24 protein-coding genes and 1 pseudogene are annotated in these 25,665 nt (G+C 59.6%); 4 read left to right on the forward strand and 21 right to left on the reverse strand.

Features of this window, described 5'->3' with window-relative positions:
- Positions 1–288: 288 nt before the first annotated feature.
- Genes QP868_RS10685 through argC form a run of 10 tightly spaced genes read right to left on the reverse strand, consistent with a single transcriptional unit; the run spans position 289 to position 11,148 of the window.
- Positions 289–1,347 (reverse strand): CPBP family intramembrane glutamic endopeptidase, encoded by a 1,059-nt coding sequence (locus tag QP868_RS10685; RefSeq protein WP_284926557.1) that lies wholly within the window; start codon positions 1,345–1,347, stop codon positions 289–291.
- Positions 1,344–2,636, reverse strand: coding sequence for a tyrosine--tRNA ligase (gene tyrS, locus QP868_RS10690; RefSeq protein WP_284926558.1), 1,293 nt, complete (start codon positions 2,634–2,636; stop codon positions 1,344–1,346). The genes QP868_RS10685 and tyrS overlap by 4 nt, the downstream gene beginning before the upstream one ends.
- A gap of 44 nt (positions 2,637–2,680) precedes the next feature.
- Positions 2,681–4,114 (reverse strand): argininosuccinate lyase, encoded by a 1,434-nt coding sequence (argH, locus tag QP868_RS10695; RefSeq protein WP_284926559.1) that lies wholly within the window; start codon positions 4,112–4,114, stop codon positions 2,681–2,683.
- Between the two features lie 8 nt (positions 4,115–4,122).
- Positions 4,123–5,331 carry an argininosuccinate synthase gene (locus QP868_RS10700; RefSeq protein ID WP_284926560.1) on the reverse strand — a complete coding sequence of 403 codons (1,209 nt, stop codon included), beginning with the start codon at positions 5,329–5,331 and terminating at the stop codon, positions 4,123–4,125.
- A gap of 2 nt (positions 5,332–5,333) precedes the next feature.
- Positions 5,334–5,888 carry an arginine repressor gene (locus QP868_RS10705; protein ID WP_284926561.1) on the reverse strand — a complete coding sequence of 185 codons (555 nt, stop codon included), beginning with the start codon at positions 5,886–5,888 and terminating at the stop codon, positions 5,334–5,336.
- Positions 5,885–6,853 (reverse strand): ornithine carbamoyltransferase, encoded by a 969-nt coding sequence (gene argF, locus QP868_RS10710; protein ID WP_284926562.1) that lies wholly within the window; start codon positions 6,851–6,853, stop codon positions 5,885–5,887. Before argF ends, QP868_RS10705 begins: the two co-directional genes overlap by 4 nt.
- Positions 6,850–8,025 carry an acetylornithine transaminase gene (locus tag QP868_RS10715; RefSeq protein ID WP_284926563.1) on the reverse strand — a complete coding sequence of 392 codons (1,176 nt, stop codon included), beginning with the start codon at positions 8,023–8,025 and terminating at the stop codon, positions 6,850–6,852. Before QP868_RS10715 ends, argF begins: the two co-directional genes overlap by 4 nt.
- Positions 8,022–8,915, reverse strand: coding sequence for an acetylglutamate kinase (argB, locus tag QP868_RS10720; RefSeq protein ID WP_284926564.1), 894 nt, complete (start codon positions 8,913–8,915; stop codon positions 8,022–8,024). Before argB ends, QP868_RS10715 begins: the two co-directional genes overlap by 4 nt.
- Positions 8,912–10,084, reverse strand: coding sequence for a bifunctional glutamate N-acetyltransferase/amino-acid acetyltransferase ArgJ (argJ, locus tag QP868_RS10725; RefSeq protein WP_284926565.1), 1,173 nt, complete (start codon positions 10,082–10,084; stop codon positions 8,912–8,914). The genes argB and argJ overlap by 4 nt, the downstream gene beginning before the upstream one ends.
- Complete coding sequence (gene argC, locus QP868_RS10730) at positions 10,081–11,148, reverse strand: N-acetyl-gamma-glutamyl-phosphate reductase (RefSeq protein WP_284926566.1); 1,068 nt, start codon at positions 11,146–11,148, stop codon at positions 10,081–10,083. Before argC ends, argJ begins: the two co-directional genes overlap by 4 nt.
- Before the next feature lie 56 nt (positions 11,149–11,204).
- Here argC and QP868_RS10735 point away from each other — a divergent pair, with 56 nt between their 5' ends.
- Positions 11,205–12,176, forward strand: coding sequence for a quinone oxidoreductase family protein (locus QP868_RS10735; protein ID WP_284926567.1), 972 nt, complete (start codon positions 11,205–11,207; stop codon positions 12,174–12,176).
- 25 nt (positions 12,177–12,201) lie between these two features.
- Positions 12,202–13,812, forward strand: a complete 1,611-nt coding sequence (locus QP868_RS10740; protein WP_284926568.1) for a thiamine pyrophosphate-binding protein — start codon at positions 12,202–12,204, stop codon at positions 13,810–13,812.
- Here QP868_RS10740 and QP868_RS10745 read toward each other — a convergent pair.
- The 8 genes from QP868_RS10745 to infC form a co-directional block, all read right to left on the reverse strand.
- Positions 13,809–15,791 carry an ABC1 kinase family protein gene (locus QP868_RS10745; RefSeq protein ID WP_284926569.1) on the reverse strand — a complete coding sequence of 661 codons (1,983 nt, stop codon included), beginning with the start codon at positions 15,789–15,791 and terminating at the stop codon, positions 13,809–13,811. The two genes, QP868_RS10740 and QP868_RS10745, sit on opposite strands and share 4 nt — an antisense overlap.
- Before the next feature lie 30 nt (positions 15,792–15,821).
- Positions 15,822–16,631: an SDR family NAD(P)-dependent oxidoreductase gene (locus tag QP868_RS10750; RefSeq protein ID WP_284926570.1), complete on the reverse strand. Its 810-nt coding sequence runs from the start codon at positions 16,629–16,631 to the stop codon at positions 15,822–15,824.
- On the reverse strand, positions 16,628–19,186 hold the full coding sequence (pheT, locus tag QP868_RS10755; protein ID WP_284926571.1) for a phenylalanine--tRNA ligase subunit beta: 2,559 nt from the start codon (positions 19,184–19,186) through the stop codon (positions 16,628–16,630). Before pheT ends, QP868_RS10750 begins: the two co-directional genes overlap by 4 nt.
- On the reverse strand, positions 19,186–20,232 hold the full coding sequence (pheS, locus tag QP868_RS10760) for a phenylalanine--tRNA ligase subunit alpha (protein ID WP_284926572.1): 1,047 nt from the start codon (positions 20,230–20,232) through the stop codon (positions 19,186–19,188). Before pheS ends, pheT begins: the two co-directional genes overlap by 1 nt.
- Positions 20,233–20,297: 65 nt before the next feature.
- A complete protein-coding gene (locus QP868_RS10765; protein ID WP_284926573.1) occupies positions 20,298–21,245 on the reverse strand; it encodes a TrmH family RNA methyltransferase in 948 nt (315 codons plus the stop codon).
- Between the two features lie 90 nt (positions 21,246–21,335).
- Positions 21,336–21,725 carry a 50S ribosomal protein L20 gene (gene rplT, locus QP868_RS10770; RefSeq protein ID WP_102238813.1) on the reverse strand — a complete coding sequence of 130 codons (390 nt, stop codon included), beginning with the start codon at positions 21,723–21,725 and terminating at the stop codon, positions 21,336–21,338.
- 76 nt (positions 21,726–21,801) lie between these two features.
- Positions 21,802–22,008: a 50S ribosomal protein L35 gene (gene rpmI / locus QP868_RS10775; protein ID WP_005883687.1), complete on the reverse strand. Its 207-nt coding sequence runs from the start codon at positions 22,006–22,008 to the stop codon at positions 21,802–21,804.
- A 70-nt stretch (positions 22,009–22,078) separates the two neighbouring features.
- Positions 22,079–22,738, reverse strand: coding sequence for a translation initiation factor IF-3 (gene infC / locus QP868_RS10780; RefSeq protein WP_083801454.1), 660 nt, complete (start codon positions 22,736–22,738; stop codon positions 22,079–22,081).
- Between the two features lie 242 nt (positions 22,739–22,980).
- On the opposite strand from infC, the gene QP868_RS10785 reads away from it, so the two are divergent.
- Positions 22,981–23,382, forward strand: a complete 402-nt coding sequence (locus QP868_RS10785) for a DUF1844 domain-containing protein (RefSeq protein WP_284926576.1) — start codon at positions 22,981–22,983, stop codon at positions 23,380–23,382.
- Positions 23,383–23,410: 28 nt separating this feature from the next.
- On the opposite strand, the gene QP868_RS10790 is transcribed toward QP868_RS10785, so the two are convergent.
- Positions 23,411–23,956 (reverse strand): hypothetical protein, encoded by a 546-nt coding sequence (locus QP868_RS10790; protein ID WP_284926574.1) that lies wholly within the window; start codon positions 23,954–23,956, stop codon positions 23,411–23,413.
- A gap of 70 nt (positions 23,957–24,026) precedes the next feature.
- Positions 24,027–25,025, reverse strand: coding sequence for a GTP-binding protein (locus QP868_RS10795; RefSeq protein ID WP_284926575.1), 999 nt, complete (start codon positions 25,023–25,025; stop codon positions 24,027–24,029).
- 167 nt (positions 25,026–25,192) lie between these two features.
- On the opposite strand from QP868_RS10795, the gene ykgO reads away from it, so the two are divergent.
- Entirely contained in the window at positions 25,193–25,315 is a 123-nt protein-coding gene (ykgO, locus tag QP868_RS10800) for a type B 50S ribosomal protein L36 (RefSeq protein ID WP_005883678.1), read from the forward strand.
- A gap of 59 nt (positions 25,316–25,374) precedes the next feature.
- On the opposite strand, the pseudogene QP868_RS10805 reads toward ykgO, so the two are convergent.
- A pseudogene (locus QP868_RS10805) lies at positions 25,375–25,665 on the reverse strand (HNH endonuclease signature motif containing protein); the annotation flags it as partial.

The following is a 25,665-nucleotide window of genomic DNA, read 5'->3' on the forward strand; positions in this document are numbered from 1 at the left end:
TAAAATAAAACTGGCATCACAAAAACAAACAAACACGCTATTGAGTTGAAAAAGAACACACACAAAAACACTCACCAACACACAGCCGGCTCACGCTAAAGGTGGTTTTGTTCACCAGGGCTTCACTCGCTTGTAGTGAGCTGTTCGCCTTGGCGACGGATTCTTACTCTATATCATTCGATACAGTCACGCAAGTTCATTCTTTGTGATCTGAACCACGCTGCGATCGATTTGATCTGGAGTAAATGGCTCTCGCTCGTTACCTCGCTGAGAGCAACGATGAAAACTCTATACCGACTCGCCAGGCGTTTGCAAGCCGTTTTCTAAATTTTTTTCTGCGCGCCCTGGCTCCTTTGCTACCCGCCACACAAGCACCGCAGCAAGTGGCACAAGAACCACAAGTGACCACACGCCAAGAACAGATGCGGTTACACCGTTGAAGGCTGTGTCGGCAGGCCAGAACAGCAGAGTGATTCCGGCAGCCGCATTAAACAGTCCATGGGCAAGCGCGGGAACCCAAATAGATCCCGTGGCTCCGTACAGGTATGCGAACCATGCACCTAATCCAATGCATGAAGCCGTCATGAGTGCCACACCGGGCAACCCAAACAGGCCAAAGTTATAGCCCGCCATAATCAATGGAGCATGCCACACGCCCCAGATCGCACCACCGACCACTACGGCCCAGGCAAATCCCAATCGTTGTGTCAAAGCAGGGTACAAGTATCCGCGCCAGCCCAGCTCCTCGCCTACTGAAGGCAAAGCGTTGAAGATTGCACCCACAGGAATCATGGCGAACTGCATAACTAAGAACAGTGCCAACGGCATACCCAACGCTGACGCTGATTGGTGGGCAAGAGTATGTCCATTGGCCGGCCATACTGGTGTGGCGATCGTAATGACAAGTGCAATAAGCAGGGTCACGGCCAGCGTGGCTACAAGCCCTAAAAGAAGTCGACGCACGTATGGCCAGTTCCCTGCTGCACGTGGCCTAAAACCGGGCACGCGCACCGGACGCCCGGCCCCCAGCATCGGAAACACACGTGAGAATTTCACACCGCTGACCATGAGTGTGATCACTGCAGCAATGCCAGGCGTAAACATCATGACAACACCGCACACTTGTGCTATCAGACTCTGTGTGAACAGTTCACCTTCTGTGGGCATGGGCCCAGACCCCGGCTCACCCGTTTCTTTAACGGCGGGAAGTGAGGGAGACAGGTCGATTCCTATCAACCAGATGGGAAGCGTCACAAACCAAGCGAGGCCCAACGCCAGAACAACGTACAGCCCTATGGCCTTTCCGCTTACCGGAAGGGCCGGAGAACGGTCGTTCAACGTTGTCACCGCAGGCATGCTACTGCAAGCGTCTTCTTTCCACGTCGCAAAAGTGCTACTGCGTGATCGCCAGCGGGCAGGAACTGGTCTGCGGTCATCACGTGGTCTTCAGATTCGACCTTGACGTTGTTGATGTACGCGCCACCTTGTTGAATCGCTTTGCGCACTTCGCCCTTTGACTTAAGTTGCCCGGTCTCTGCAAACGCATCCACGAACAGGTCAACGACGTTAACCCCGGCTGCCAACGCAGCGGAATCGATGTCGGTTCCTGGAAGGGCCGAGGTGGCACCGGCGATCGTAGGTTCGTCGAGTTCGGTGAGTTCCCCGCGTCCGAACAGAGCGTCGGCTGCGGCAAAGGCCTGGTCCGTGGCTTCTTTTCCGTGGACGAGTTCCGTGACGTCCCGTGCGAGTGTTTTTTGCACGAGTCGCGTGTGGGGCGCTTCTTTGAACTGTTCGATGATGTCGTTGATTTCATCGAGTTCGCGAAGCGAGAACACTTTGAGGTAGCCCGGAGCGTCAGCGTCGGCAGTGTTGAGCCAGAACTGGCTAAATGCGTATGGGCTGGTCAGGGTTGGATCGAGCCACACAGTTCCGGTTTCGGTTTTTCCGAACTTGGTTCCGTCCGCTTTTGTGATGAGTTTGATGGACATCGCGTGGACGCTGGTCCGTTCGACGCGTCGAATCAGATCAGCCCCACTTGTCAGGTTGCCCCACTGGTCGGACCCACCGGTTTGGAGGGTGATTCCGTAGCGGCGGTAGAGCTCGAGGTAGTCGTTTCCTTGGAGCAGCTGGTAGGCGAACTCGGTGAACGAAATTCCCGCGTCCGAATTTAACCGTGCAGACACAGCTTCTTTCGCCAGCATGCGGTTCACTGAGAAGTGTTTACCGACATCCCGCAAGAAGTCGAGGACGCTGATGTCACCGGTCCAGTCGTAGTTGTTGACCATGGTGGCGGCGTTGGGGCCCTCGAAGTCGAGGAACGGCTGAATTTGGGCGCGGATTTTCTCCACCCATCCTTCGACGACGTCACGCGGGTTAAGTGATCGTTCAGACGTCATTCGAGGGTCACCGATCAGCCCGGTTGCCCCACCCACCAGCATGTAAGGCGTGTGGCCGGCCGCCTGTAGGCGCCTGGCAACAAGGATCTGGACAAGGTTACCCATGTGCAGGCTTGGAGCAGTTGGGTCGAAGCCCACATAAAACTTCAGTGACTCTTCTGACAGTGCTTTGTGCAAAGCATCTTCGTCAGTCGTCTGAGCGACAAGCTCACGTTTGACTAGGTCACTAAAAATGTTCACGGGTTACCTTTCCTATTTCCTTGTGTCATTCTGCATGACAGTGCTCAGTCTAGACCAGCTGATCCGCCCGAGGTGGTTGCCCCGAATTCTCGGAGGCGCGCCAGTTCCGCCCGGGCGTTGGAAAGTTGCTGTTCAACAGCCGACTGAGCTGTGCCACCTTTGGCGTTGCGCGAGTTGATCGAACCCAGGGTGGTCAGCACACTACGCACGTCCGAGGTGTAGTGCTCAGAAATACCTGCGTAGTCCTCATCGCTTAAGTCCCACAGTTCGACGCCACGGGATTCGGCCAGTTTCACTGCGGCACCTGACAGTTCGTGTGCCACACGGAAGGGAACTCCTTGACGCACCAACCATTCGGCGACGTCGGTGGCAAGTGCGAACCCGCGCGGGGCCAAGTGCGCCATCCGTTCAGTGTTGAACTTTAAGGTGGCGACCATTCCGGTGAAGGCTGGAAGCAGAAGCGTGAGTGTGTCGACTTGGTCGAACACAGGTTCTTTGTCTTCCTGCAAGTCCCGGTTATATGCCAGTGGCTGAGCCTTGAGCGTGGCCAAAAGCCCTGTTAGGTCACCGATGAGACGCCCAGCTTTTCCTCGTGCGAGCTCTGCCACGTCCGGATTCTTTTTCTGGGGCATGATCGAAGATCCAGTGGAGAATCGATCGTCGAGTTTGACGAAACCAAACTCTGCGGTTGCCCACACAATGATTTCTTCACTCAGACGCGACAGGTCCACCCCGATCATGGCCGCACAGAAAGCGAATTCTGCGAAGATGTCGCGGCTGGCGGTTCCGTCGATCGAGTTTTCGACCGAATCGCTAAATCCAAGCTCAGCGGCCACAGCTTGCGGGTTAAGTCCCAGTGATGAGCCAGCAAGCGCACCCGAACCATACGCGGATACGTCTGCGCGTTTGTCGAAGTCGATCAGACGGTCAACGTCACGCATGAGTGGCCACGCGTGGGCCAACAGCTGGTGTGCCAGCAGAACAGGCTGCGCGTGCTGCAGGTGCGTACGTCCCGGCATAGGCGCGTCGATGTGAGCGTGAGCCTGTTCAATCAGGGCCTCAACCGTGTCCAACACAAGGGAGGCGATAATGCGTGCCGAGTCGCGCAGGTACATACGCCCCATCGTGGCGATTTGGTCGTTACGCGAACGCCCGGCACGCAATTTGCCACCTAGTTGCTGACCGGCAATCTGGAGAAGACCATTTTCCAGCGCGGAGTGGACGTCTTCATCACCTTCGTCGGGCACGAACTCCCCGGAGTTCACGCGCGCTTCCAGTTCGTCCAGTGCACTGAGCATTCCGCGCAGTTCGTCCTCGTCCAGAAGCCCGGCTGCGTGCAGAACGCGTGCGTGAGCTCGTGAGCCGGCGAGGTCGTAGCTGGCGAGTCGCCAGTCAAAGTCCGTGGACTTTGACAGTTTTGCTAGTGCGTCGTCGGGGCCGTCTGCGAAGCGTCCACCCCACAGGCTGATACCGGTCATAGTTCTCCTTAGTGTGAGTAGCCCAAGCGCTGGTTACGTGCGGTGGCCTGCTTGGAGGACAGACCGTAAATGTCGATGAAACCGCGCGCTGCTGACTGGTCGAAGGACTGGCCTTCATCGTAGGTGGCCAGGTTGAAGTCGTACAGGGTGTTTTCTGAACGACGACCGGTGACGGTTGCGCGTCCGCCGTGCAGGATCATGCGGATGTCACCGGATACGTGCTCCTGAGTGTCGTCGATGAACGCGTCGAGGCTGCCCTTGAGTTCAGAGAACCACTGGCCGTCGTACACGAGTTCGGTCCAGCGCTGGTCAACCGTGCGCTTGAAGCGCGCCTGTTCGCGTTCCAAGGTGATGTTCTCGAGCTCTTGGTGAGCAGCGATCAGGGTCATGGCACCGGGAGCTTCGTACACTTCGCGGCTCTTAATTCCAACCAGGCGGTCTTCGACGATGTCGATACGCCCGATTCCTTGACGTCCGGCACGCTCGTTGAGCTGCATGATCGCTTCGAGAGGTGTCACGGCGTTGCCGTCGATGGCCACCGGGATTCCCTTTTCGAAGGTGATGATGAGTTCATCAGCTGGTGGTGGGAACGCAGGGTCGTCGGTGTAGTCGTAGACGTCCTTGGTAGGGCCGTTCCAGATGTCTTCGAGGAACCCAGTTTCCACCGCGCGTCCCCACACGTTCTGGTCGATTGAGAACGGGTTGTTCTTGGTGGTGACGATTGGCAGTTCGTTGCGTTCTGCGTACTCGATAGCAGCTTCGCGGGTCAGAGCCAGGTCACGCACAGGTGCGATGGTCTTGAGCTCAGGAGCAAGCGACGTAATCGCTACTTCGAAACGCACCTGGTCGTTACCTTTACCGGTGCACCCGTGGGATACCGTCGATGCGCCAAACTGCTTGGCAGCTGCCACCAGGTGCTTGGCGATCACGGGACGTGAAAGCGCCGACACGTTTGGGTATGCGCCCATGTACAGCGTGTTGGCCTTGAGCCCTGGCATGCAGTATTCGTTTGCGAATTCGTCACGTGCATCAGCGACATAGGCCTCAACGGCACCACAGTCCAACGCACGCTGACGGATCGTTTCGAGGTCTTCGCCACCCTGGCCCACATCCACGGCCATTGCAACGACCTCGGCGCCGGTAGCTTCCTGGATCCACCCGATAGCTACGGACGTGTCCAAGCCGCCCGAATATGCAAGAACGATACGTTCAGTCATGTTTACTCCTTGTCTTCCGCGCCAGCCAGGCAAATGAACTGGTTGGCAATGTCTTTTCCACCTTGTGGGTCTGCTGAAATGATGAGAACTGTGTCGTCGCCGGCGATCGTGCCGATGATTTCAGGAATCACCGAATGGTCAATCGTAGACGCGAGAAACTGTGCTGCACCCGGTGGGGTGCGGAGCACTGCAAGGTTCGCCGACCATGTGGCCGACACCAGCAATTCTTCTAAGTGCCGCTGAAGCTTCGCGTGCAGGACATGCCCCTTGACTCCTTGTTCAAGAGAGCGGTCGCCCCCTTCACCAGGAACAGCGTATGCGCTTCCTTCTGCCGTGCGCACCTTGATGGCGCCCAGCTCCACCAGATCGCGTGACAGGGTCGCCTGAGTGACAGCGATTCCGGTACCGGCCAGAAGCTCGATGAGTTCAGTCTGCGAGCGCACGTGGTTGCGTCGAATGATGTCGATCAGCAGTGCGTGCCTGGCTGCTTTTGTTCCGGGAATCGCATTCGCGACGCTGCTGGTTTCGTTTGTGTCACTGGCCCCGTTTTTACTCACGCGCCACTCCCCTGTGCGCCACGCCCCTGCGACTGAGCCATGAGCCATGCCATGAGGGCCTTTTGTGCGTGTAGACGGTTTTCGGCTTCGTCGAACACGACGGATTGGGGGCCGTCGATGACCTCGGCGGTCACTTCAAAGCCGCGGTAGGCGGGCAGGCAGTGCATGAAGATGGGGTTATCGCCCAAATCCATGAGTTCCTGTGTGACGGTGTAGGGGGTGAAGGGTGACTGGGCGTCGTTGCGCCCGTGGGCGTCTTGCCCCATGGATACCCACGTGTCGGTGACCAGGATGTTGGCGCCCGAGGCGGCTTCCCGCGCGTCTGTTGTGACAGTGACGCTGCCGCCGGTTTGGGTGGAAAGTTCGCGTGCTTCGGAAAGGACGTGGGGGGCTGGGTGGTAGCCCTCTGGGGCGGCGATGCGCACGTGCATTCCCGCGTTGACGCAGGCCAGTACGTACGAGTGGGCCATGTTGTTGGCACCGTCTCCAAAGTAGCTCAAAGTCAGACCGGCGAGCCCGTTGCCTTCGCCGGTTGACCTGTGTTCGCGGATGGTGAGCAGGTCTGCCAGCAGTTGGCACGGGTGGTAGTCGTCGCACAGCGCGTTGATGACGGGCACTGTGGAGTTCTGCGCCATCTTTTGGAGTCCTTCGTGGGCGAAGGTGCGCCACACGATTGTGGAGGTCATGGACGACATGACGCGCGCCGTGTCTTCAATGGTTTCTTTGTGCCCAATCTGGGATTCGCCGGGGTTGATGATGAGTGGTTGGCCGCCCAAGGCTGCGACACCTGCGGCAAAGGACACGCGTGTGCGGGTCGAGGTCTTGTCGAAGATGACCGCAACTGTCTGTGGCCCCGCGTACGGCTTGAGCGAATACGGGTTGGCTTTGAGCTCAGCCGCCAGGTCGAGTACTTCGTTGAGTTCTGCCGGGCTGAGGTCGGTGTCTTTGAGGAAGTGTCTGGTCATGCGATGTCCTGAAGAATCTGTGGAATCGAGTGGATGAACTCATCGATCTGGCTACTAGTCACAATAAGTGGTGGCGCGATGCGGACTCGCTCCGGGGTCGCCGGGTTGACGATGATGCCGTGTGTGAGCGCCGAGGCGGCGAAGGCTTTCGCTCCCCCGGCAGGTTCGAATGACAGCAGGAGGCCACTGCCCCGAACGCCGGTGATGCCGTCAAGGTTTTCGAGGCTGTTACGCAGGTGTTCGCCGGTTTGGCGCACGTGTTCTAGCAGTCCGTCGCGCTCGATGACGTTGAGAACGGCGAGTCCGGCCGCAGTTGCGACGGGGTTGCCACTGTAGGTGGAGCCGTGTTCGCCGGGTGCCAGGAGTTTCGTCACGTCCGCCCCGAATGTGAGGGTCGCGGCCAGTGGGATTCCTCCGCCAATGCCTTTAGCCGAAGTCACCACGTCGGGCACGATCCCTTCCCCAATGTCTGGGTTCTGGAAGGCGTACCAGTATCCGGTGCGTGCAATTCCGGTTTGGACTTCGTCAAGGATGAGAAGCGCTCCCACCGCCGAGGTGGCTTCCCGTGCCGCTGTCAGGTACCCGGCCGGGTGGGGACGGACGCCTGCTTCACCTTGGATGGGTTCGATGATGACGGCTGCGCAGGTGTCATCGATAGCGTTCGTGAGCGCGTCAATGTCGCCATGCGGAACGTGCTCGACTCCTGGGAGGAGCGGGTCGAAAGGTTCACGGTAGGCGGGTTTGTGGGTCACGGAAAGGGATCCCAGGGTGCGCCCGTGGAATCCGCCTTCGACGGCCACGATTTTGGTGCGTCCGGTTTTGCGTGCGATTTTCAGGGCCGCCTCGTTGGCTTCTGATCCGGAGTTGGAGAAGTACACTGACGAGCCTTCAGGTGCGTTCGCTACCTTGAGGAGTGCGTGTGCAAGCTCGATCTGCGGATCCGACGCGAAGTAGTTGGAGATGTGCCCAAGTGTGAGCATTTGGTTGCTCACGGCTTTCACCAGGTCAGGGTGGGCGTGGCCTAAGGAGTTAACCGCAATTCCAGCTAAGAAATCCAGATACTTCTTACCTTCGGAGTCCCACACGTAGGCACCGTTACCGCGCTCCAGCTTGAGCTGAGGCTTACCCAGGGCGGGCAGGATTGCGTTGCTGTGTTCGTCTTGCCAGGTCATGCGTCGCCTCCTAACACCATGGTTCCAATTCCTTCGTCGGTAAAGACTTCGAGAAGGACCGAGTGGGCGGTACGTCCGTCGACAACGTGAACTTGGTTCACACCCGCATCAACCGCTTCTAGAGCAGCCGTCATTTTAGGGATCATGCCTGAATCGAGCGACGGTAAAAGCTCACGGAGTTCCTGCGCCGTGATTTCGCTGATGAGGCTGTCGGTGTCGGGCCAGTTGGCGTACAGGCCCGGAACATCAGTGAGCATGATGAACTTGTCAGCCTTCATGTGCTTAGCAATTGCGGCGGCCGCCAGGTCGGCGTTAATGTTCAGTGGCATTCCAAGTTCACCACCAAGTTCAGCCGCAATTGAGCACACGACAGGCACTCGCCCTTGGTCCAAAAGCTCGTTGAGGAACTGCGTGTTGACCGCTTCGATGTTGCCTACGCGCCCAAGTTCGGCACGTTCGACGGGGCTTGCTAACAACAGGTCAGCGTCTTCCCCGGACAGCCCAACGGCCGCGTCTCCGTTTTGGTTGATGCGCGACACAATGTCGCGGTTGACCTGCCCAGCCAACACCATACGGGTGACGGTTGCCGCCTCGGGACTGGTTACCCGCTGCCCGTCGACAAACTCGCTAGGAATGCCCAGCCTATCCAGCATTGCCCCAATTTGCGGGCCGCCTCCGTGGACCACGATGGGGCGGATCCCAGCGAACCGCAAGAATGCCACGTCGTCTGCGAACGACTGCTGGAGTTCGTGGGAAATCATGGCGTTGCCACCGTATTTGATGACGATGGTGGCGCCGGAAAACTTCTTGATCCACGGCAGAGCCTCGGTGAGTGTTGAGGCTTTGATCTGCGCGCGGGCCACGCGTTGGGCGGGTGAAAGTTGTGTCATGACGAGTATGCGCTGTTCTCTTCGACGTACTGGTGGGTGAGGTCGTTGGTCCACACGGTGGCCCGGTGGTCGCCTGCGTTGAGGTTGATGTCCACGGTCACGTCACGGGTGAACACGACAGTTTCGGGGTCGGCGTGCGGGCCGGATGCCACGCACACGGGAACTCCGTTGACCGTCACGTCGATGTTGGCTGGGTCGAATTCGGCCGAGGTGGTTCCCACCTGTGCCACGATCCGTCCCCAGTTTGGGTCCTCACCGAAAATGGCGGTTTTGAACAGGTTGGAGCGGGACACGGCCCGGGAGACTTCCTCAGCGTCGGCTTCGCTTGCCGCTCCCGAGGTGGTAATCGCGATGTTGTGCGCGGCACCTTCCGCGTCGCTCATGAGTTGGCGGGCCAGATCTTGGCAGGCCTCGGTAAGTGCCTGCGTGAATGCGTCCAGGTCAGGGTGGACACCGCTAGCCCCGGAGCTCATGAGGACCACGGTGTCGTTGGTGGACATGCACGCGTCGGAGTCGAGCCTGTCAAAGCTGCGGGCGGTTGCGTGACGCAGTGCGGTGTCGAGTTCTTCAGGTGTCAGTTGAGCGTCGGTGGTGAGGACTACGAGCATCGTGGCGAGCGCAGGCGCCAGCATTCCAGCACCCTTTGCGATTCCACCGATAGTGCAGTCGCCCACGGACACTTCGACGTTCTTGGGAACGGTGTCGGTGGTCATGATTGCCCGGGCGGCGCCTTCTCCCCCGGTTGTACTCAGCGCGTTGATCGCGGGCGTGATTCCACCCAGCAACGTGTCGCGCCACGTCTGGTCCCCCACCCCAATCAGGCCGGTTGAACAGACGACGATATCGCTGGCCGTCACGGGTTCGTTGCCGGTCGCTGTCAGGCCGGCGGCGACCTCGGCGGCGGTCATCTCAGTGGTTTCATACCCGAACTGGCCGGTGAAGCAGTTGGCGCCCCCGGAGTTGAGGACTACGGCGCGAGCCCCGCCACCTGCGGTGACTTTCTGGGAGAACAGAACCGGGTTAGCCTTGCACCGGTTGGACGTGTACACCGCGGCCACTGCGTGCTGGGGGCCGTCGTTGACGACGAGAGCCAGATCTGGCTGACCACTGGGTTTGAGTCCTGCGGTGACTCCGGATGCGCGGAATCCGCGTGGTGAAGTTACGGTCACGGTGCCACTCCTTGCTGTGTGAGGCCGGTTGTTTCGTCCAGGCCCAATGCCAGGTTCATGCTTTGGATCGCCTGCCCTGCTGTGCCGCGGACCAGGTTGTCGAGCGCGCACACGACGACTGCGGTTCCTGCGCGTTCGTCCACTGCCGCCTGGAGGTGCGCGGTGTGGGCACCTGCCGTGGCCGAGGTGGTTGGCCACTGGTCCTGAGGAAGAACAGTCACGAAGGGTTCGGCTTCATATGCGTCCGTGAGCGTTTGGCTGATCTGGCTTGCCGAGGCGTGGGTGGGCGCGGACACGGTTGCCAGGATCCCGCGGGCCATGGGTACCAGTGTTGGGGTGAACGTGATGCGCGTGGTGGATTGCGCGACGTCTTCGCCAATCACGTGAGCGAGGTTCTGTTCAATTTCGGGAATGTGGCGGTGGGTGCCACCTACCGCGTAGGGGCTCGCGTTGCCCAGGATCTCGCCGGCCAGCAGGTGTGGCTTGAGGGCTTTTCCTGCCCCGGAGACTCCGTTGGCCAGAACCGCGGTGAGGGCGGTGTGGTCGATGAGACCGGCTTTGACCAGTGGTTGTATGGCTAGCGTGATTGCTGTGACGTTACAGCCGGGGACCGCGATCCGGCGGGCCTGGGTAAGGAGTTCACGCTGGGTGGGCCCTTGGGCGCGGAGAAGTTCAGGGAGACCGTACGTCCAGGTTCCTTGGTGTTCGGACTTGTAGTACGCCTCCCAGGCTTCAGCTAGCTCGAGGCGGTGGTCCGCAGCAAGGTCCAGGATGAGGGTGTCTGGTGAGAGTTTTCCCAGCTCAGCAGCGATTTTCCCGCTGGCCCCGTGCGGGAGTGCCAGGACAACGACGTCATGGCCGGCAAGCACCTGAGCGGTCGATGGCTGGATCACCATATGCGCGTAGTCGCGCAGGTGGGGCTGGTGGCTTCCAAGGAGTGAACCGGCAGTAGAATGACCACAGACTGTTGTTACGTTTGCACATGGGTGTGCCGAAAGCAGTCTCAGCATTTCGCCACCGGCATACCCGGTCGCACCGGAGACGGCGACGGAATAAGTCTTCATATGAATAACTATACATCACAGCCGAATTTTATTCATGTGGGCTGGAATGGAGGAACATGTACGCGGTACAGGCACAGCGCGCAGGAGGACCAGAAGTCCTGGAGTACGTCGAAGTAGACGACCCCACCCCGGGCGAAGGCGAAGTCCTTGTCGACGTGAAAGCCACCGGCATCAACTTCATCGACACCTACCGTCGTAGCGGTGTCTACCCCATGCAGTTCCCACACATTCCGGGCACCGAAGGAGCAGGTGTGGTGAGCCAGGTGGGCGAAGGCGTCACAAGCGTCCAGGTTGGAGACCGGGTCGCGTGGCACGACGCTTTTGGTTCATATGCGCAAAAAGTTGCAGTCAAGGCAGACATGTTGGTGCCCGTGCCAGACGATATCGACTTTGACACTGCGGCTGCGATTCTTTTGCAAGGACTCACCGCGCACTATCTGGTCACGGGTTCACACCGCATTGAACCTGGCCAGACAGCACTCGTTCACGCGGCTGCCGGAGGCGTGGGGCTGTTGCTGACCCAGCTCATTACGCACATGGGCGGAACAGTTATTGGCACCGTGAGCACTGAAGAGAAGGCACAGCTTGCCCGCAAAGCCGGAGCCAAGCACGTATTCCTGTACGGCGAAGGTGTTGACATCGCACAGACCGTCCGTGACCTCACCGACGGTGAAGGTGTTCACGTGGTCTACGATGGCGTGGGCAAGGACACGTTCGACGCGTCCCTGGACTCGCTGCGTGTGCGCGGTTCACTTGTTGTGTTTGGTGGCGCAAGTGGTCAGGTTCCACCATTTGACGTGCAACGCCTCAACAGCGCGGGTGGCGTCTTCTTGTCTCGTCCGTCGTTGCAGTGGTTTGTGCGCACACCTGAAGAGCTTCGCGAACGTAGCGAGGATCTTTTCACCGGGCTCAAGGAAGGCTGGTTGAAGTTCCGGGTGGGAGCAACCTTCCCACTCGAAGAAGCCGCTGATGCTCACCGCGCATTGGAAGGGCGGAAAACCACTGGAAAAGTGGTCTTGAAGGCGTAGAGAAAACACTCAAAGGAGAGAGTACGTGAGCACACTCAGCACAGGCAGTGCAGTTCTAACGGCGATTCGTAACTACGGTGTCGACACCGTTTTCGGCATCCCAGGAACCCACAATCTGGAGTTCTACCGGTCGCTTAAGGACTTGGGAATGCGAGTAGTGACCACCCGTCACGAACAAGGCGCCGGTTACGGTTCTGACGGGTGGTCCCTCCAAACGGGACTTCCGGGGGTGGTCATTACCACCTCGGGACCGGGGCTCCTTAACGCACTGTCTGCGGCTGCCACGTCATTCTGCGAATCCCGCCCCATGCTCATCCTGGCGCCCGGGCCCGAGCAGGGGGCGGAGTTCGCGGACAAGGGCACGTTGCACGAAACCAAGGACCAGTTCAGCGCCGCAGCCGCGATCGTCGAAACCGCGGTGAGGGCGACCAGCGCAAGCGAAGCGGTGGAGGCGGTTCACGCGGCGTTTGAGCGCTTTGCCACGGCTCGTCCGCGCCCCACGTACATTGAGGTGCCGCTCGATGTTTTGGAACAGCAGGTCGAGGCGGACTCGCTTGACCTTGAGGCGCGCACGTACCAGCGTCCCGGGTGCACGGATGAAGCCCTGTTAGAGCAGGCGCGTGCGGCTTTGCGCGGTGCGTCGCGCCCCGTGATTGTGGCCGGTGGCGGGTCCCGAGGTGCTGCAGAGGAACTGCGCGAATTGGTCGACACGCTGGGCGCACCGATCGTGACCACGCTCAACGCAAAGGGTGTTGTGGATGAGCACCACCCGCTGTCCTTGGGTGCGAACCTGCGGTTTACTGAAGTACGCGAGTACGCGCGCACGGCCGATGTTCTGCTGGTTGTGGGTTCGAAGCTCGGTGAAGCGGAGCTGTGGGTCGAACGCCTGGAGGCCACGGGGACCGTGGTGCGCATTGATCTTGCGGAAGGGCAGGTCAACAAGAATCTCACGGCTGACATTGGCCTTGTAGGTGACGCGAAGGCCACGTTGCGTGCGCTTCTTGACGGCCTTGACGTTGCGAGCCAGGCAGGTGATTTCCGGGCAGGTGTCGCACGGGCCTTGGAGGCTGCACGCGCTGAAGGTCTGGAGACGTCGCGGGAAAGCACGCTGATCGCCGAAGACATTGTTGCTGCGCTTCCGCACGACGCGATAGTGTCCACGGACTCGTCTCAGATCTGTTATTTGGGTCTGCTCAACGCGATCAAAGTGTCGACCCCTAACTCGACTCCGTATATGGCCACATATGCGACTCTGGGTTATGGCCTGCCTGCTGCCCTGGGAGCGCGGATCGGTGCACCGGACCGGCCCACGTTCGCAGTTGTGGGTGACGGGGCGCTCATGTTCAGTCTGCAAGAACTCATCACGGTGGTGGAACAGGGCGAAGACCTCACCGTGATCGTGGTGGACAACGGGGGTTACGGAGAAATCCGTGCCAACGAAATCTCTGCCGGCATTGATCCTGTCGGTGTGGAACTCACCCAGCCGGATTGGCCACTCATGGCCGCGGCCAGCGGAGGGCACGGCGTGAGGGTGGACGACCTCGGGCAGCTGAAAGACGCGGTGGCCAATGCGGTAGAAGCTGGCGGTCTGCAGCTCATCCACATTGACGCGAAGCGTTACACCACGGCCGGTTAAGTGTCTGGTTCGTGGCGCAGGGACGGCGCCAGGACCAGCGCACCCAGCACGCATCCGGTGAGCAGAACCCAGGCACCAAAGTAGGTGAACAGTTTGAGTTCTGGGGTCAGGGGTGGGCCAAAGTCGGCGCTCATCATGACCACACCACCCAAGATCAGTGCGGTGGCGAGCACGGTTTGGACGCCTTTGTCGACGACGTTGCGGACCAGAGCCTTGATCGCGCTGAGATCAACGCCCGAGGTGCCGATGTCTAAGCTGCCGTCTTCCAGGTGACGTACCACGCGGGAGACCTGCGCGGGCAGGTCAAGGGCCAGGGATGACGTGGTCAGGGCGTAGAGCTCAGAGTCTTTGCGCACGGTTTCCAGGGACAGGGATTCGCGCAGGATTCCGCTGGCCTTGGTCCGTGCGAGGTCCAGCATGTTGATGTCGGGGTCGATGTAAGCGATGCTGCTTTCGAGCGTTGCCAGGGCGCGCAGGGCCTGAGCGATGGATCCGGGCAGTGAGAAGCCACCCCGGAGGAAGAATTCGAGCATTTCGTCGATCGCGGAGCTCACGGAGCCGTTGCCCGACAGGGACATGAGGATCTCGCCGATGTCACGTTGCAGCACACGTACGTCTACGCCTGATGGGGTGCCCAGCATGTCGAGGACTGCGTGGGTGGCGGCACGGGAGTTTTGTGAGTCGAATGCCATGAGGAGCACTGCGATGTCTTGGCGATCGCGCCGGTCGATGCGTCCCACTGCCCCGAAGTCGACGAGTCCACCGCGACCGGACGGTTCGATGATGATGTTTCCCGGGTGAAGATCGGAGTGGAACACACCGTCGACCAGCACCTGGCGCGCGATCATCGTGAACAGTTCTTCAGCAAGTTCGTACCGGGCAATCGTGGACAGGTTGTCAACGATGGGGCCGGCTTTTGACAGGACCTTGCCGTGGACATGTTCCATGACAATGACGTTGGGGCCAGAGAGCTCTTCGAACACGCGTGGGATTCTCATGAGTGTGCTGCCAGACTCCAGTGCGGATTCCCGGAGGAGCTTCATGTTGCCGACTTCGCCACGGTAGTCCAGTTCGTCGTTGAGCGCGTCGACGAAGTTTTCCGCTAAGCGCACGATGCCCATTTTGCGGGCCCACCCGGCCATCCGTTCAATCTGGGTAGCCAGGGTCACGACGATATCGGAGTCGGCCTTGACCTGAGCGCGAATTTTGGGGCGCTGGACCTTAACAACGACCTCGGTCCCGTCATGCATAACAGCCCGGTGGACCTGCGCAACGGACGCGGCCGCAAGCGGGGTGCGGTCGAAACTCGCAAAAACCTCATCGACGTTTCTCCCCCACTCTTCTTCCAGATCCGATTCCACTTCAGCGAAGTCGACGGCGGGCACGTCCGACTGGAGCTTGGAGAATTCTTCGACGAACACAGTGGGGACGGCGTCGGCGCGGGTAGCGATGAACTGCCCCAGTTTCACGAACGTCACCCCGGCGGCAGCAAAGGCCTCGGCTGTGGTTTTTGCGATCTCACGCATGTTGAGACGGAAGTTCGGAACGCGGGGACGCAGATACCTCACGAGCCCAAACCGAATGAGAATGCGTTGAATCTCCGTGAGCCTGCGCATGCGCCGGTATCGCACGGGAATGCGGGTGAGCGAGCGCACCACGTTGGTCAGGGAGCCGGACGGGATGATGATTTCGATGCCCAGCAACAGCGTGATTTGGATGACCACGAACCAGCCGAAAAGCAGCAGGAACACCATGATCGCGGCGAAGCCCATTTCGGGGCCGGGGAAACTGCCGTGATCGTAAATCTTCAGGATCTCGAACGCTTGGAGCGTGATAGGCCACAGGCTCATGCCCATCACCAAGGACACGATTGTGTTGCGAAGTGCGCCGGTTCCCACGGACACGACGCGACGGACCAGGACACCCACGACTACTGCATTGAGTAGTCCCAGGAGTATGGTCCACACAATCGTTTGCATGAGAATCCTTCCCCCTTTATAAGTCTCGCTTTACAAGGTGAGACGTAGGCGCCGGTGGTCCTCGGTGAGGCTCATGGCTTTGAGCGATTCCACGGTGTCGTGACCGGCGCGGGCGAACCGGCCCGAGAACGCGTCGAGTTCCCCTGATGCGAAGCCCAGTGCCAGGTCAATGACGTCTTGTGGTTTGGTCCAGTCGTCATCGCCTCGCCAGTCGTGGACTGGCATGGAGGTGGTCATATCGGATCGGATGACACCTGGGGCGAGTTCGAAGATCCGCAGACCCTTGTCATACCCGTAGTGGTGGACGGAGTCTGCAAGCCTAAACAGCGCGACCTTAGACGCCGAATATGCCGCATACTGCGGTGTTCCGTGCGAGCCTGAGCCGGAGTTGATGTCGATGATGCGGGCGGGCTTGTGCGCTTCTGCCTTGCTCAGCAGGTACGGCGCAAACGCGCGAATCATGTAGAACGGCCCCAGCACATTGGTGGTGATGGTGCGCTCCAGCTGTTCCGGCGGAACGTCCCACACGGGGCCCTCGGGGGCTTCGATGACACCGGCGTTGTTAATAAGAACGCCGAGGTCGTCCCCGGTTTCCGTTTCAATCTCACGGACCCGGGTGAAAAGGGCGTCGATTGCTGTGGGGTCGGTGACGTCGACGCCTTCCCCGTGGATGCGGTCGCCGTGCTCTATGCCCAGTTCTTGGGCCAGTTCCGAGGCGTGCGCGCTGGCTTTCGAGGCGTCTGTTGCTGTGAAGATGACGCGGTAGCCGGCGGTGAGGAATCCGCGGACCAGGTGGTTTCCGATTCCGCGGGTTCCTCCCGTGATGAGCGCGATCGTCATGAGCGCACCTCAACGCCGAACTTGGCGTGGGCGTTGTCGGTGGCTTTCACACGCAGAGCAGAGGCTTCGTCTGCGGTGAGCGTGCGGTCGGCGGCGCGGAAGGTCATGCGGAATGCGATTGACTTCTTGCCTTCGCCCACTTGGTCGCCGGTGTACAGGTCGAAGATGTCCAGGTCTTCGAGTTCTGGCCCGGCACCTTCGCGTAGAGCACGTGCAAGGTCTGCTGCAGGGACTGATTCGTCCACGATGAGTGCAACGTCTTGGCGTGAAACTGGGTAGGTGGACAGGGCACCGTCCCACGCGCGTTCCAGCGAGTGCGCAAAGAGCACGTCGAGGTCCACTTCGAAGGCGCACGTGCGGGCGGGCAGCCCCAGGTTTTCAATCGCCTTGGGGTGGAGTTCACCCGCGTGACCCACCACGGTGTCGCCCAGTGTGAACTCTGCGCAACGGCCTGGGTGGAATGGCGCTTTCTTGGAGGCGCGCACGTCCAGGGTCAGGCCCAGGACTCCTGCGATGCGGTGGACGAGGTCGATTGCGTCGGTGGCTTCGACGTTACGGCCCTTACCCCACACGCCCAGGCGCTCGATCTTGCCGGTCATGACAGCCGCTGCGTGAAGTGGCTGCGGTGGAACGGCTGAACGCAGGGTCGCGAGTTCCTCCTCGGTTGGGTGGTAACCGGGTGCGAACGTGCCGGTTGCGGTGGCCTGCGCCTCTGGTTGCGTGACCAGACCCGTTTCAAAAACGAAAACGTCTTTGAAACCGCGTCCCAGGTTCTTGTTGACCGCGTCCGGCAGGGTCGCGAGCAGGTGGGAGCGCAGAAGTGGCTGGTCATCGGCCATAGGGTTGGCCAGGCGCACCATTGTGCGACGTGGGTCGTCTGCTTCGAGGAGCAGCGCGTCGCTACGGGTATCTGCTGTGAACGGGTAAGTGAGAACTTCGGTCAGTCCCACGTGAGCCAGCAGGTTCGAAACCGTGCGCAGAGCCTTTTGGCGGTGTGTCAGGCCCGATCCGCCCGGCGCCTGGGGCGCTACGGAAGGAATCTGGTCGTAGCCGTTGACGCGCGCAATTTCTTCGATGAGGTCCTCGGGCCCCGTGAGGTCCGGGCGCCAGCTGGGCACTGTCACGGCCAGGGTCGATTGCCCATCAACCGCGTGGTCGACCTTGCATCCCACTGCGGTGAGAGCGTTCTCTACCTGCTCACTCGTGTAGTCCACACCCACGCGCTTGGCGGCAGCGTCGGCGAGGAGTGGGATCACGGTAGGTTCCGGGACAGATCCGACGACAGTCACCTCGGGCGCAATGGTGCCCCCGGCAAGTTCGTGGATCAGCTGTGCGCAACGCATGGCGGCTGCCGGTCCCAGGTGTGGGTCGACTCCGCGTTCGAAGCGGCGGGCGGCTTCGCTGGGCAGTTTGTGGCGGCGCGCAGTGCGTGCGATCGTCACCTTGTCGAAGTGGGCGGCTTCAATGATGACCGAGGTGGTTGTTTCGCTGACCTCGGTGGCTTCTCCGCCCATAACGCCGGCCAGTCCGATGACGCGCTGTCCGTAATGGGCTTCGTTGAAGTCCTGTTCAGGGTCCCCGGCGGGGGTTCCGGCGTAGTTGTCGGTGATGAGCAGGTCTTCCGGGTGGAGTTTGCGCTCAACGTCGTCCAGGGTGGTGAGTTTCTCCCCGGCACGAGCGCGACGCACCGTGATTTTGGAGCCGAGCTTGTCTGCGTCGTACGCATGGAGGGGCTGGCCCAGTTCCAACATGACGTAGTTAGTGATGTCGACGACCAGGGACAGTGGTCGCATGCCGGCTTCCAGGAGGCGCTTTTGCATCCAGTACGGGCTTGAACCCTGTGCATCGATTCCGTCCACGCGCATGGCGGTGAAACGTGAACAACCGTGCTGGCCGTGGATGGGCGCGGTGTCCTCGAGGTCCACCCGGTAGCCGTCCAGTGACGGTTCGGGGACGTCGATGTTGGCGGGGTCGTTGAAGGTTTGGTTCTTCAGCAGCGCGTATTCGCGTGCGATGCCGCGCATGGACAGTTGGTAGCCACGGTCGGGAGTGACGTTGACGTCGAGTGTGGTGTGGTCAAGGCCCAGGAGTTTGATTGCGTCGTCACCGGGTTCACCGGTCAACCCCAAGTCTTTGAGCACGATGATGCCGTCGTGGTCTTCACCCAGGCCCAACTCACGAAGCGAGCAGATCATGCCGTCAGAGACGTGGCCGTAGGTTTTGCGGGCAGAGATTTCGAAGTTGCCAGGGAGCACTGCGCCGGGTAGGCACGCGACTACCAGGTCACCTTCGACAAAGTTGTGGGCACCGCACACGATTCCGCGGGGTTCGTCTTCGCCTACGTCAACGCTGCACCAGTTGATGGTTTTACCGTTGGAGTGCTTTTCCTTTTCCAACGAAAGGACGCGAGCAACGACTAGCGGGCCGGTCACCTCGGGACCAAAGAAGTCCTCTTCTTCCAGACCGATTGACGCGAACTGCGCGGCCAGTTCATGAGCGTCCGGTGACGCGGAAAGGTCAACGTAGTCAGATAGCCATTCCAGTGATACGCGCATTAGTCCATTACTCCAAACGTGTGGGAAAAGCGGAGGTCGCCTTCCACCATGTCGTGCATGTCGTTGATTCCCTCTTTGAGCATGAGGGTGCGTTCGATACCCATTCCGAATGCAAAGCCCTGGTAGACGTCAGGGTCGATTCCGGCGGCGCGCAGAACGTTGGGGTGGACCATTCCGCAGCCACCCCATTCGATCCAGCCGGGCCCGCCCACCTTGTTGGGGAACCAGAAGTCCATTTCGGCGCTGGGCTCCGTGAACGGGAAGTATGAAGGGCGCAGGCGGGTGTGTGATTCGGGGCCGAACATGGCGCGGGCGAACTCGTCGAGTGTGCCCTTGAGGTTAGCCATGGTGAGGCCTTTGTCGATTGCGATGCCTTCGACCTGGTGGAAAACCGGGGTGTGGGTGGCGTCCAGTTCGTCGGTGCGGAAGGTCTTGCCGGGGCACACAACGTAGAGAGGCACGCCACGTTCCAGAAGCGAGCGCGACTGCACGGGTGAGGTGTGGGTGCGCAGAACCAGGCCGGATTCTTTGGGGTCGGCGAAGAACGTGTCTTGCATCTGGCGAGCCGGGTGGTCTGGGCCGAAGTTCAGGGAGTCGAAGTTGAACCATTCGTGTTCAATTTCTGGGCCCTGAGCGACTTCCCAGCCGTGGCCAACGAAGTGGTCTGCGATCTGTTCTTGCAGAAGTGTCAGCGGGTGGCGGGCGCCGGTCTGGGCGCGGTTGGTGGGAAGGGTGACGTCGATAGCTTCTTCGACGAGCACCTGGGCATCGCGCTCCGCCTCGAGGGTTGCCAGGCGGGCGGCGAACGCTTTGTTGACACGACCTCGGGACTGGCCAACAAGTTTTCCGGCCTGCGCTTTTTGGGACTTGTCGAGTTTGCCGATTTCCCGGTTGGCAAGGGCCAGCGGGGACTTGTCGCCCATGTGCGCAATTTTTGCGTCTTTGAGTTCGTCAAGCGTGTGAGCCGCTTCAAATGCGTGAAGCGCCGTCTCAACCGCAGCGGTTACGGACGCTTCGTCCAATGGGTCACAGGCATGCTCTGACATGGGCCTTCTTTCTGTTGTCTGGTACTTGTGCAGGGGGCCGGGCTAACGCCATCTTAACGCCCAGGCTAGGTGTAGTTGTGGTTACGGGCCGATTCGTACAGGCAGACGGCGGCCGCGGTGGCGAGGTTGAGGCTTTCGGCCTGGCCGTAGAGCGGGATTGCGACGGCCGAGTCTGCTTGTTTGCGGTCTTTTTCCGGTAGCCCCCAGGCTTCGTTGCCGAATACCCAGGCGGTGGGTTGTGACAGGTCGAGGCCGGTGTCCCAGGGGACGTGGAGGTCGTGTGCCGGTGGGTGGGCGTCTGCTGCCAACACTTGGAGTCCGCGGGCGCGGGCGAGTTCGACCACCTCGGGAAGCCCCACGCCGGTCACCACGGGAAGGTGGAACAGGGAGCCGGCGGTGGCGCGCACGGTCTTGGGATTATACACGTCGACGGAAGAGTTGGTGAAGATGACGGCGTCAGCGCCAGCGGCGTCAGCCACGCGGAGGACGGTGCCAGCGTTGCCGGGGTCGCGCACTTGGGACAGGACCACGACGAGTTGGGAGTCTTTCGTGATGGCCTGTGGGAGTTCGGTGTCGATGTGTTCGACGATGGCGACGATGTCCTGGGAGGTGACGGTGTCGGTGAGTTCTGCAAGGGCCGCCGAGGTGGCTTCCCGGATGGGGATGTTGGCGGCCTTGGCGTGTTCGAGGATGTCAGGGTGGCGTTCTGCCGCTTCCGAGGTGGCCCACACGTCAAGGATGGCACCGGTTGGGCGGGTGCGGGTCTGGCCGTCTTCTACGCCAACGGTTGCGCGGTGGGGTTTGTTGGTGGCTTGGTGGATGAGTGCTTCGCGGACAGCTTGAGGACCTTCGACGATGAAGCGGCCCATTTTGGTGCGCCACGAGCGTTTGGTGAGTTTCGCGGCTTCGCGTAGTCGCTTGGATTGCGGCGTGAGTGGCGGGCCGGTGAGTGCGGTGGCGTGGGGGTGGGCGGCAGCTGGGCGGCCGTTGTGGGGGTGGGCGGCGTCTGACATGTTCTTCACTCTATTTGATGAGAGGTGTGGATAAAAAGAAATCGGAGCGGACGTGGTGTCCGCTCCGATTTCTCTTTGGTTTGTCAGCGCTTATGCAGCGTTGTTCTTTGGTGCGTTGACGTCAGCTGGGAGTGCCGACTTTGCAACCTCGACCAGCGAGGTGAAGACTGCTGGGTCGTTCACTGCAAGTTCGGCCAGCATGCGACGGTCAACTTCAACCTGTGCAGCCTTGAGGCCCTGGATAAAACGGTTGTAGGTCATGCCGTTTGCGCGGGCACCAGCGTTGATGCGCTGGATCCAGAGGCGGCGGAAGTCACCCTTGCGCTGGCGGCGGTCACGGTAGCTGTATACCAGTGAGTGGATGACCTGCTCTTTTGCCTTGCGGTACAGGCGTGAGCGCTGACCGCGGTATCCCTTTGCGCGTTCGAGGATTACCCGACGCTTCTTCTTGGCGTTAATCGCCCTTTTCACACGTGCCACGTGTACTCCTTAAAAATCTAAATGTATTCAGCGGTGGTGAGCTAAGCGCGTGGCCTGGCCCACGTGCGTGTTAGCGTCAGCGACCTTTGAACTTACCCAGAAGCTTCTTGGCCTTTGCAGCGTCACCCGGAGCCAGCACCTGGTCCTGGGAGATCTGACGCTTACGCTTCGAGCTCTTGTGTTCAGCGAGGTGACGGTTACCTACGCCTTCGCGCATGATTTTTCCGCTACCCGTAACGCGCACGCGCTTCTTCGTACCGCTGTGGGTCTTCATTTTCGGCATTCTGCCGTCTCCTTACGTTTCACATCGACGCTCTTAAGCGTCGCTTCCTGTGTTCAGCTCTGTGAGAGCTTTAAGCTTCTTCGCGTGCTTCGGCTTTAGCCTGAGCTGCGCGTTCGCGCCGCGACTTCACTTCAGCCTTCGTGCCTTTCGCGCCTTTAGTTGCGCGACGGCTTTCAGCCTTAGCATCGGCCTTCGACTTGACCGGCGCGATGACCATGACCATGTTGCGTCCGTCGACACGCGGTGCAGATTCGACAGTTCCCAAATCTGCGACTTCGTCTGCCAACTTGTTGAGCAGTTTCATACCCATTTCTGGGCGTGACTGCTCACGTCCGCGGAACATGATCATGACCTTGACCTTGTCGCCACCTGACAGGAAGCGGCTGACGTGGCCCTTCTTGGTTTCGTAGTCGTGGTCATCGATCTTGAGGCGGAACCGGATTTCTTTCAAGGCCATGTTGGCTTGATTCTTCCGAGCTTCGCGAGCTTTCTGGGCAGATTCGTACTTGAATTTGCCGTAATCCATGAGTTTGACAACCGGTGGCTTGGCCTGAGGCGCAACCTCTACAAGGTCCAGATCGGCCGAGCGAGCAAGGTCGAGTGCCTTTCTGATGGCGACAATTCCAACCTGTTCTCCATTTGGCCCAACGAGTCGGACCTCTGGAACTCGAATGCGATCGTTAATACGCGGCTCGCTGATGTGTTGCTCCTTCTCAAGATGATTGTTCACGAGTGGGGCACAAAAAAGGCCCCCTTTGCACAAAGGGAGCCCACATGATCGTTTTCACGAACGTATCCATTTGGATGAAAGACGGAGAGATAGTCTGCACTATCTTGACCGGTTTTCTATTCAAATGGTGGTAACCCGGCTACTGTAAATAACCTAGGTGGGAGTGAAACTCCGCTTTGCACAGGGACCAGCATACACGAATTGGTGGGAGAAAGAGAAATGCAGGCTTGTATGTCAAGATTATGGGCATGACGACCCACAGTTTTGACAATAGCGACATTCCCGCCAACCAAACCAGCGACGCTGAGCAGCAGGCGCTACGCGACATTGCGGATGTGCCGGCGGTTGAGATCATTTCTTCTGCCGCGGTGCACTTGATGAGTGCAGCTGCTGTGAAGTGCGGGCTCGCCGAGGACACACCTGAGTCGAGTGGGCGGGATCTGCAGGATCTTGATGAGGCGCGCAAGTTGATTACTTCGTTGGCTGGGCTGGTGACAGCGGCGTCGACCGAGGTTGGCGATCACCATGCGCGCCCGCTACGTGATGGGTTGCGTTCATTGCAGTTGGCGTTCCGCGAAGCATCGACGATTCCGGATGCACCAGGCAAGGGCCCGGGCGAGAAGTTCACTGGCCCTGTGAGCTAGTGCATCGGTGAGCTAGTGTGGCGCCGGCCTAAGAGAAATAGCCTTTCATGTACTCCTGAGATCCGATACCCACTGAGTCGAAGAACTCAGCCATGTCGACGTCTTCTTTGAGGGACTCCAGTTCGTCTTCGTTCCCACCGGTCTCCGCTTCCCTCAAACCGTCTAATGCGTCCTGGAGAGCGTACGGTTGCCAAATGGTGACACCGAGCTTTTCAAAGGCATAACTGGCCGGAGCCTCCGATTCGTCGATCCTGGCGCCATCATTGAGCTTCATGAGCATCTCTGCGCATTCAATTGCGTTCATACGCGACAGGTTGTGCCCTTCTAACTCAACGTCGACACCGTCTTTCGTAGGGTTGGTTCCAAATTCCATGAACTCGACTCCGCTCGAGCCAAGGTGCACCTGGATACACGCAGCGTGGAAGTAGAGGGTGCTGTCAGTTGAGCCATCTTCGGGTTGCCCCAGTACCTCACACACCTGCTCAGCGCTATCGCCAAAGCGTATAGTCTGGTCGCCGGAAGGTGTCTGAAAACGAGCGCCTACGTGTGAGATCAATTGAATCGGGTTGAACATGGGTTCTCCTGCTTGGCGAATAATCACTGCTCCTCTCAGAATACTTCTCTTGGGCTCTGGCTGGTTCTGTCTAGTGGTCTAGTACCCATTCAGGGAACGGGTCTGTGTAGTTTTCCCACGCTTGGACACCGTCGAGAAGTTCGGAGTCTGTGAGGGTGGCAGTGTCGAGCACTGCGCGGAGTTCCGCGGGGTCAAGGTCGACACCTGTGATGCCAAGTTCTTGACCAAACGCCAGTTGTTGATCTGGGGTGTCACGTGCCGCTGGTTCTAGAGAAACAGCGGGGCCAGTGTTGCTCCATAGTCCCGTGATGCCGGGGCGGCTGGCGAGTCTGACGAACCCGGCTACTCGGATGACGGTTCCGCACATGCCCGAGGTGATGACGCGGTCGAAGGCGCTGTGGAGCCGGGCTGGGTGGAAGGGTCGGAGGTTTTCGTAGAGGAACGAGGTGACGCGCGGGTGCGTACGCGGTGGCGTGTGACTTGAGTTCAGGAGTTGCACCCAGCCGGGCATGGCAAGTTCAGGGCTGATGGGCGCATTGCCGTGGATGGTAGCACTGATTGATTCGGTGTCGCTCCAGATGATGCGCGCGGTTGGGTTGAGGTGGCTCAGCAGGGCTTGGGCCATTTCCCATTCGAAGGGCTTCTCCCCGACTAGGCATATGTGGGTGGCGTATTCGATGCATCCGGCGGCGCATTGACAGGCGGGGGTGCAGTCGTCGAGTGGCATGCCGTGTTCGAAGCGGACGTGGTGTACGTCTATGTCGCTGGCAAGGTCGTCCAGTAGTGCACGGGCTTCAACGGCTACGACGACTGCGCGTAGTTCGACGTCTGGCCGCGAAAGGGAGCCAATGATGTCTTCGACTTGTGCCGAGTGTGGGTAATCGGCGACGATTCCTGGGTGAGCACCCAATTCCGGGAGTGAGTCGATGAGTCGTGAGCCGGCTGTGACAGGGTCGGTGGATCCGATCGGGGTGTAGCGGTATCCGAGGTTGTGGGCGATGTCGGTGGCAGTGAGGTAGCGGGCGTCTGGCGATCGGCCCACGACGGCTACGACTGGGAGAAGAGTCATGGCGAGGAGCTTAGCTGGACTTTTTAGCTGGGACTAAGAGCTCAATAAATATGTGTTCATATCATGCGTGACCAGGCATTATACAAGCGAGGCCAGGAGCCCTAGAGTGTGCTTTCGACATTTTCTATAACTGTCCATGAGGACTAATAGCACCAGAGGAGCTACCTATGAAGGTCCGAGCATCATTGCGTTCAATCAAGAACCAAAAAGGCGCTCAGGTTGTTAAGCGCAAAGGTCGCATCTACGTGATTAACAAGCAGAATCCCCGTATGAAAGCCCGACAGAAGTAAGCACAGCAGTAGAACAGCAGTAAGGACTCCCCCCTCTCCGGTCTTTGGTTCCAGCTTTGTTAAAACGGTGGTGGTTCGTTACTGGATTCCCATGGGCGGGTGTCACCGTTGAACACCTCCCCTGGACTGTGAATTGCTTCAGTTTCAGTGCTGTGTGTGGTTTGGTGTTCGGTTGCTAGGTACTCACTAATTGTGCCGCTAATGTCTTGGTCTCCGGTGTCGAAGTACTCAAGTAACCGTTCGTACTGGAGTTGGTTGATCCGTGATTCTGGCGGGTAGACCAGCATGGCACCAATCCGTGGGAACACCCACGCCAGGGAACCGTCATCCATCTTGTCGACGCGGAGTCG

Origin of the sequence: Brevibacterium sp. UMB1308A (genome assembly GCF_030230605.1) — a bacterium.
Lineage (GTDB): Bacteria > Actinomycetota > Actinomycetes > Actinomycetales > Brevibacteriaceae > Brevibacterium.

Excerpts from the sequence above, each read along its gene's own strand:
- argH (WP_284926559.1), bottom strand. The coding sequence starts at position 4,114 with ATGACCGGTATCAGCCTGTGGGGTGGACGCTTCGCAGACGGCCCCGAC.
- QP868_RS10700 (WP_284926560.1), bottom strand. The coding sequence starts at position 5,331 with ATGACTGAACGTATCGTTCTTGCATATTCGGGCGGCTTGGACACGTCC.
- argF (WP_284926562.1), bottom strand. The coding sequence starts at position 6,853 with ATGACCAGACACTTCCTCAAAGACACCGACCTCAGCCCGGCAGAACTC.
- QP868_RS10715 (WP_284926563.1), bottom strand. The coding sequence starts at position 8,025 with ATGACCTGGCAAGACGAACACAGCAACGCAATCCTGCCCGCCCTGGGT.
- argB (WP_284926564.1), bottom strand. The coding sequence starts at position 8,915 with ATGACACAACTTTCACCCGCCCAACGCGTGGCCCGCGCGCAGATCAAA.
- argC (WP_284926566.1), bottom strand. The coding sequence starts at position 11,148 with ATGAAGACTTATTCCGTCGCCGTCTCCGGTGCGACCGGGTATGCCGGT.
- QP868_RS10735 (WP_284926567.1), top strand. The coding sequence starts at position 11,205 with ATGTACGCGGTACAGGCACAGCGCGCAGGAGGACCAGAAGTCCTGGAG.
- QP868_RS10745 (WP_284926569.1), bottom strand. The coding sequence starts at position 15,791 with ATGCAAACGATTGTGTGGACCATACTCCTGGGACTACTCAATGCAGTA.
- QP868_RS10750 (WP_284926570.1), bottom strand. The coding sequence starts at position 16,631 with ATGACGATCGCGCTCATCACGGGAGGAACCCGCGGAATCGGAAACCAC.
- pheT (WP_284926571.1), bottom strand. The coding sequence starts at position 19,186 with ATGCGCGTATCACTGGAATGGCTATCTGACTACGTTGACCTTTCCGCG.
- pheS (WP_284926572.1), bottom strand. The coding sequence starts at position 20,232 with ATGTCAGAGCATGCCTGTGACCCATTGGACGAAGCGTCCGTAACCGCT.
- QP868_RS10765 (WP_284926573.1), bottom strand. The coding sequence starts at position 21,245 with ATGTCAGACGCCGCCCACCCCCACAACGGCCGCCCAGCTGCCGCCCAC.
- rpmI (WP_005883687.1), bottom strand. The coding sequence starts at position 22,008 with ATGCCGAAAATGAAGACCCACAGCGGTACGAAGAAGCGCGTGCGCGTT.
- QP868_RS10785 (WP_284926576.1), top strand. The coding sequence starts at position 22,981 with ATGGGCATGACGACCCACAGTTTTGACAATAGCGACATTCCCGCCAAC.
- QP868_RS10790 (WP_284926574.1), bottom strand. The coding sequence starts at position 23,956 with ATGTTCAACCCGATTCAATTGATCTCACACGTAGGCGCTCGTTTTCAG.
- QP868_RS10795 (WP_284926575.1), bottom strand. The coding sequence starts at position 25,025 with ATGACTCTTCTCCCAGTCGTAGCCGTCGTGGGCCGATCGCCAGACGCC.
- ykgO (WP_005883678.1), top strand. The coding sequence starts at position 25,193 with ATGAAGGTCCGAGCATCATTGCGTTCAATCAAGAACCAAAAAGGCGCT.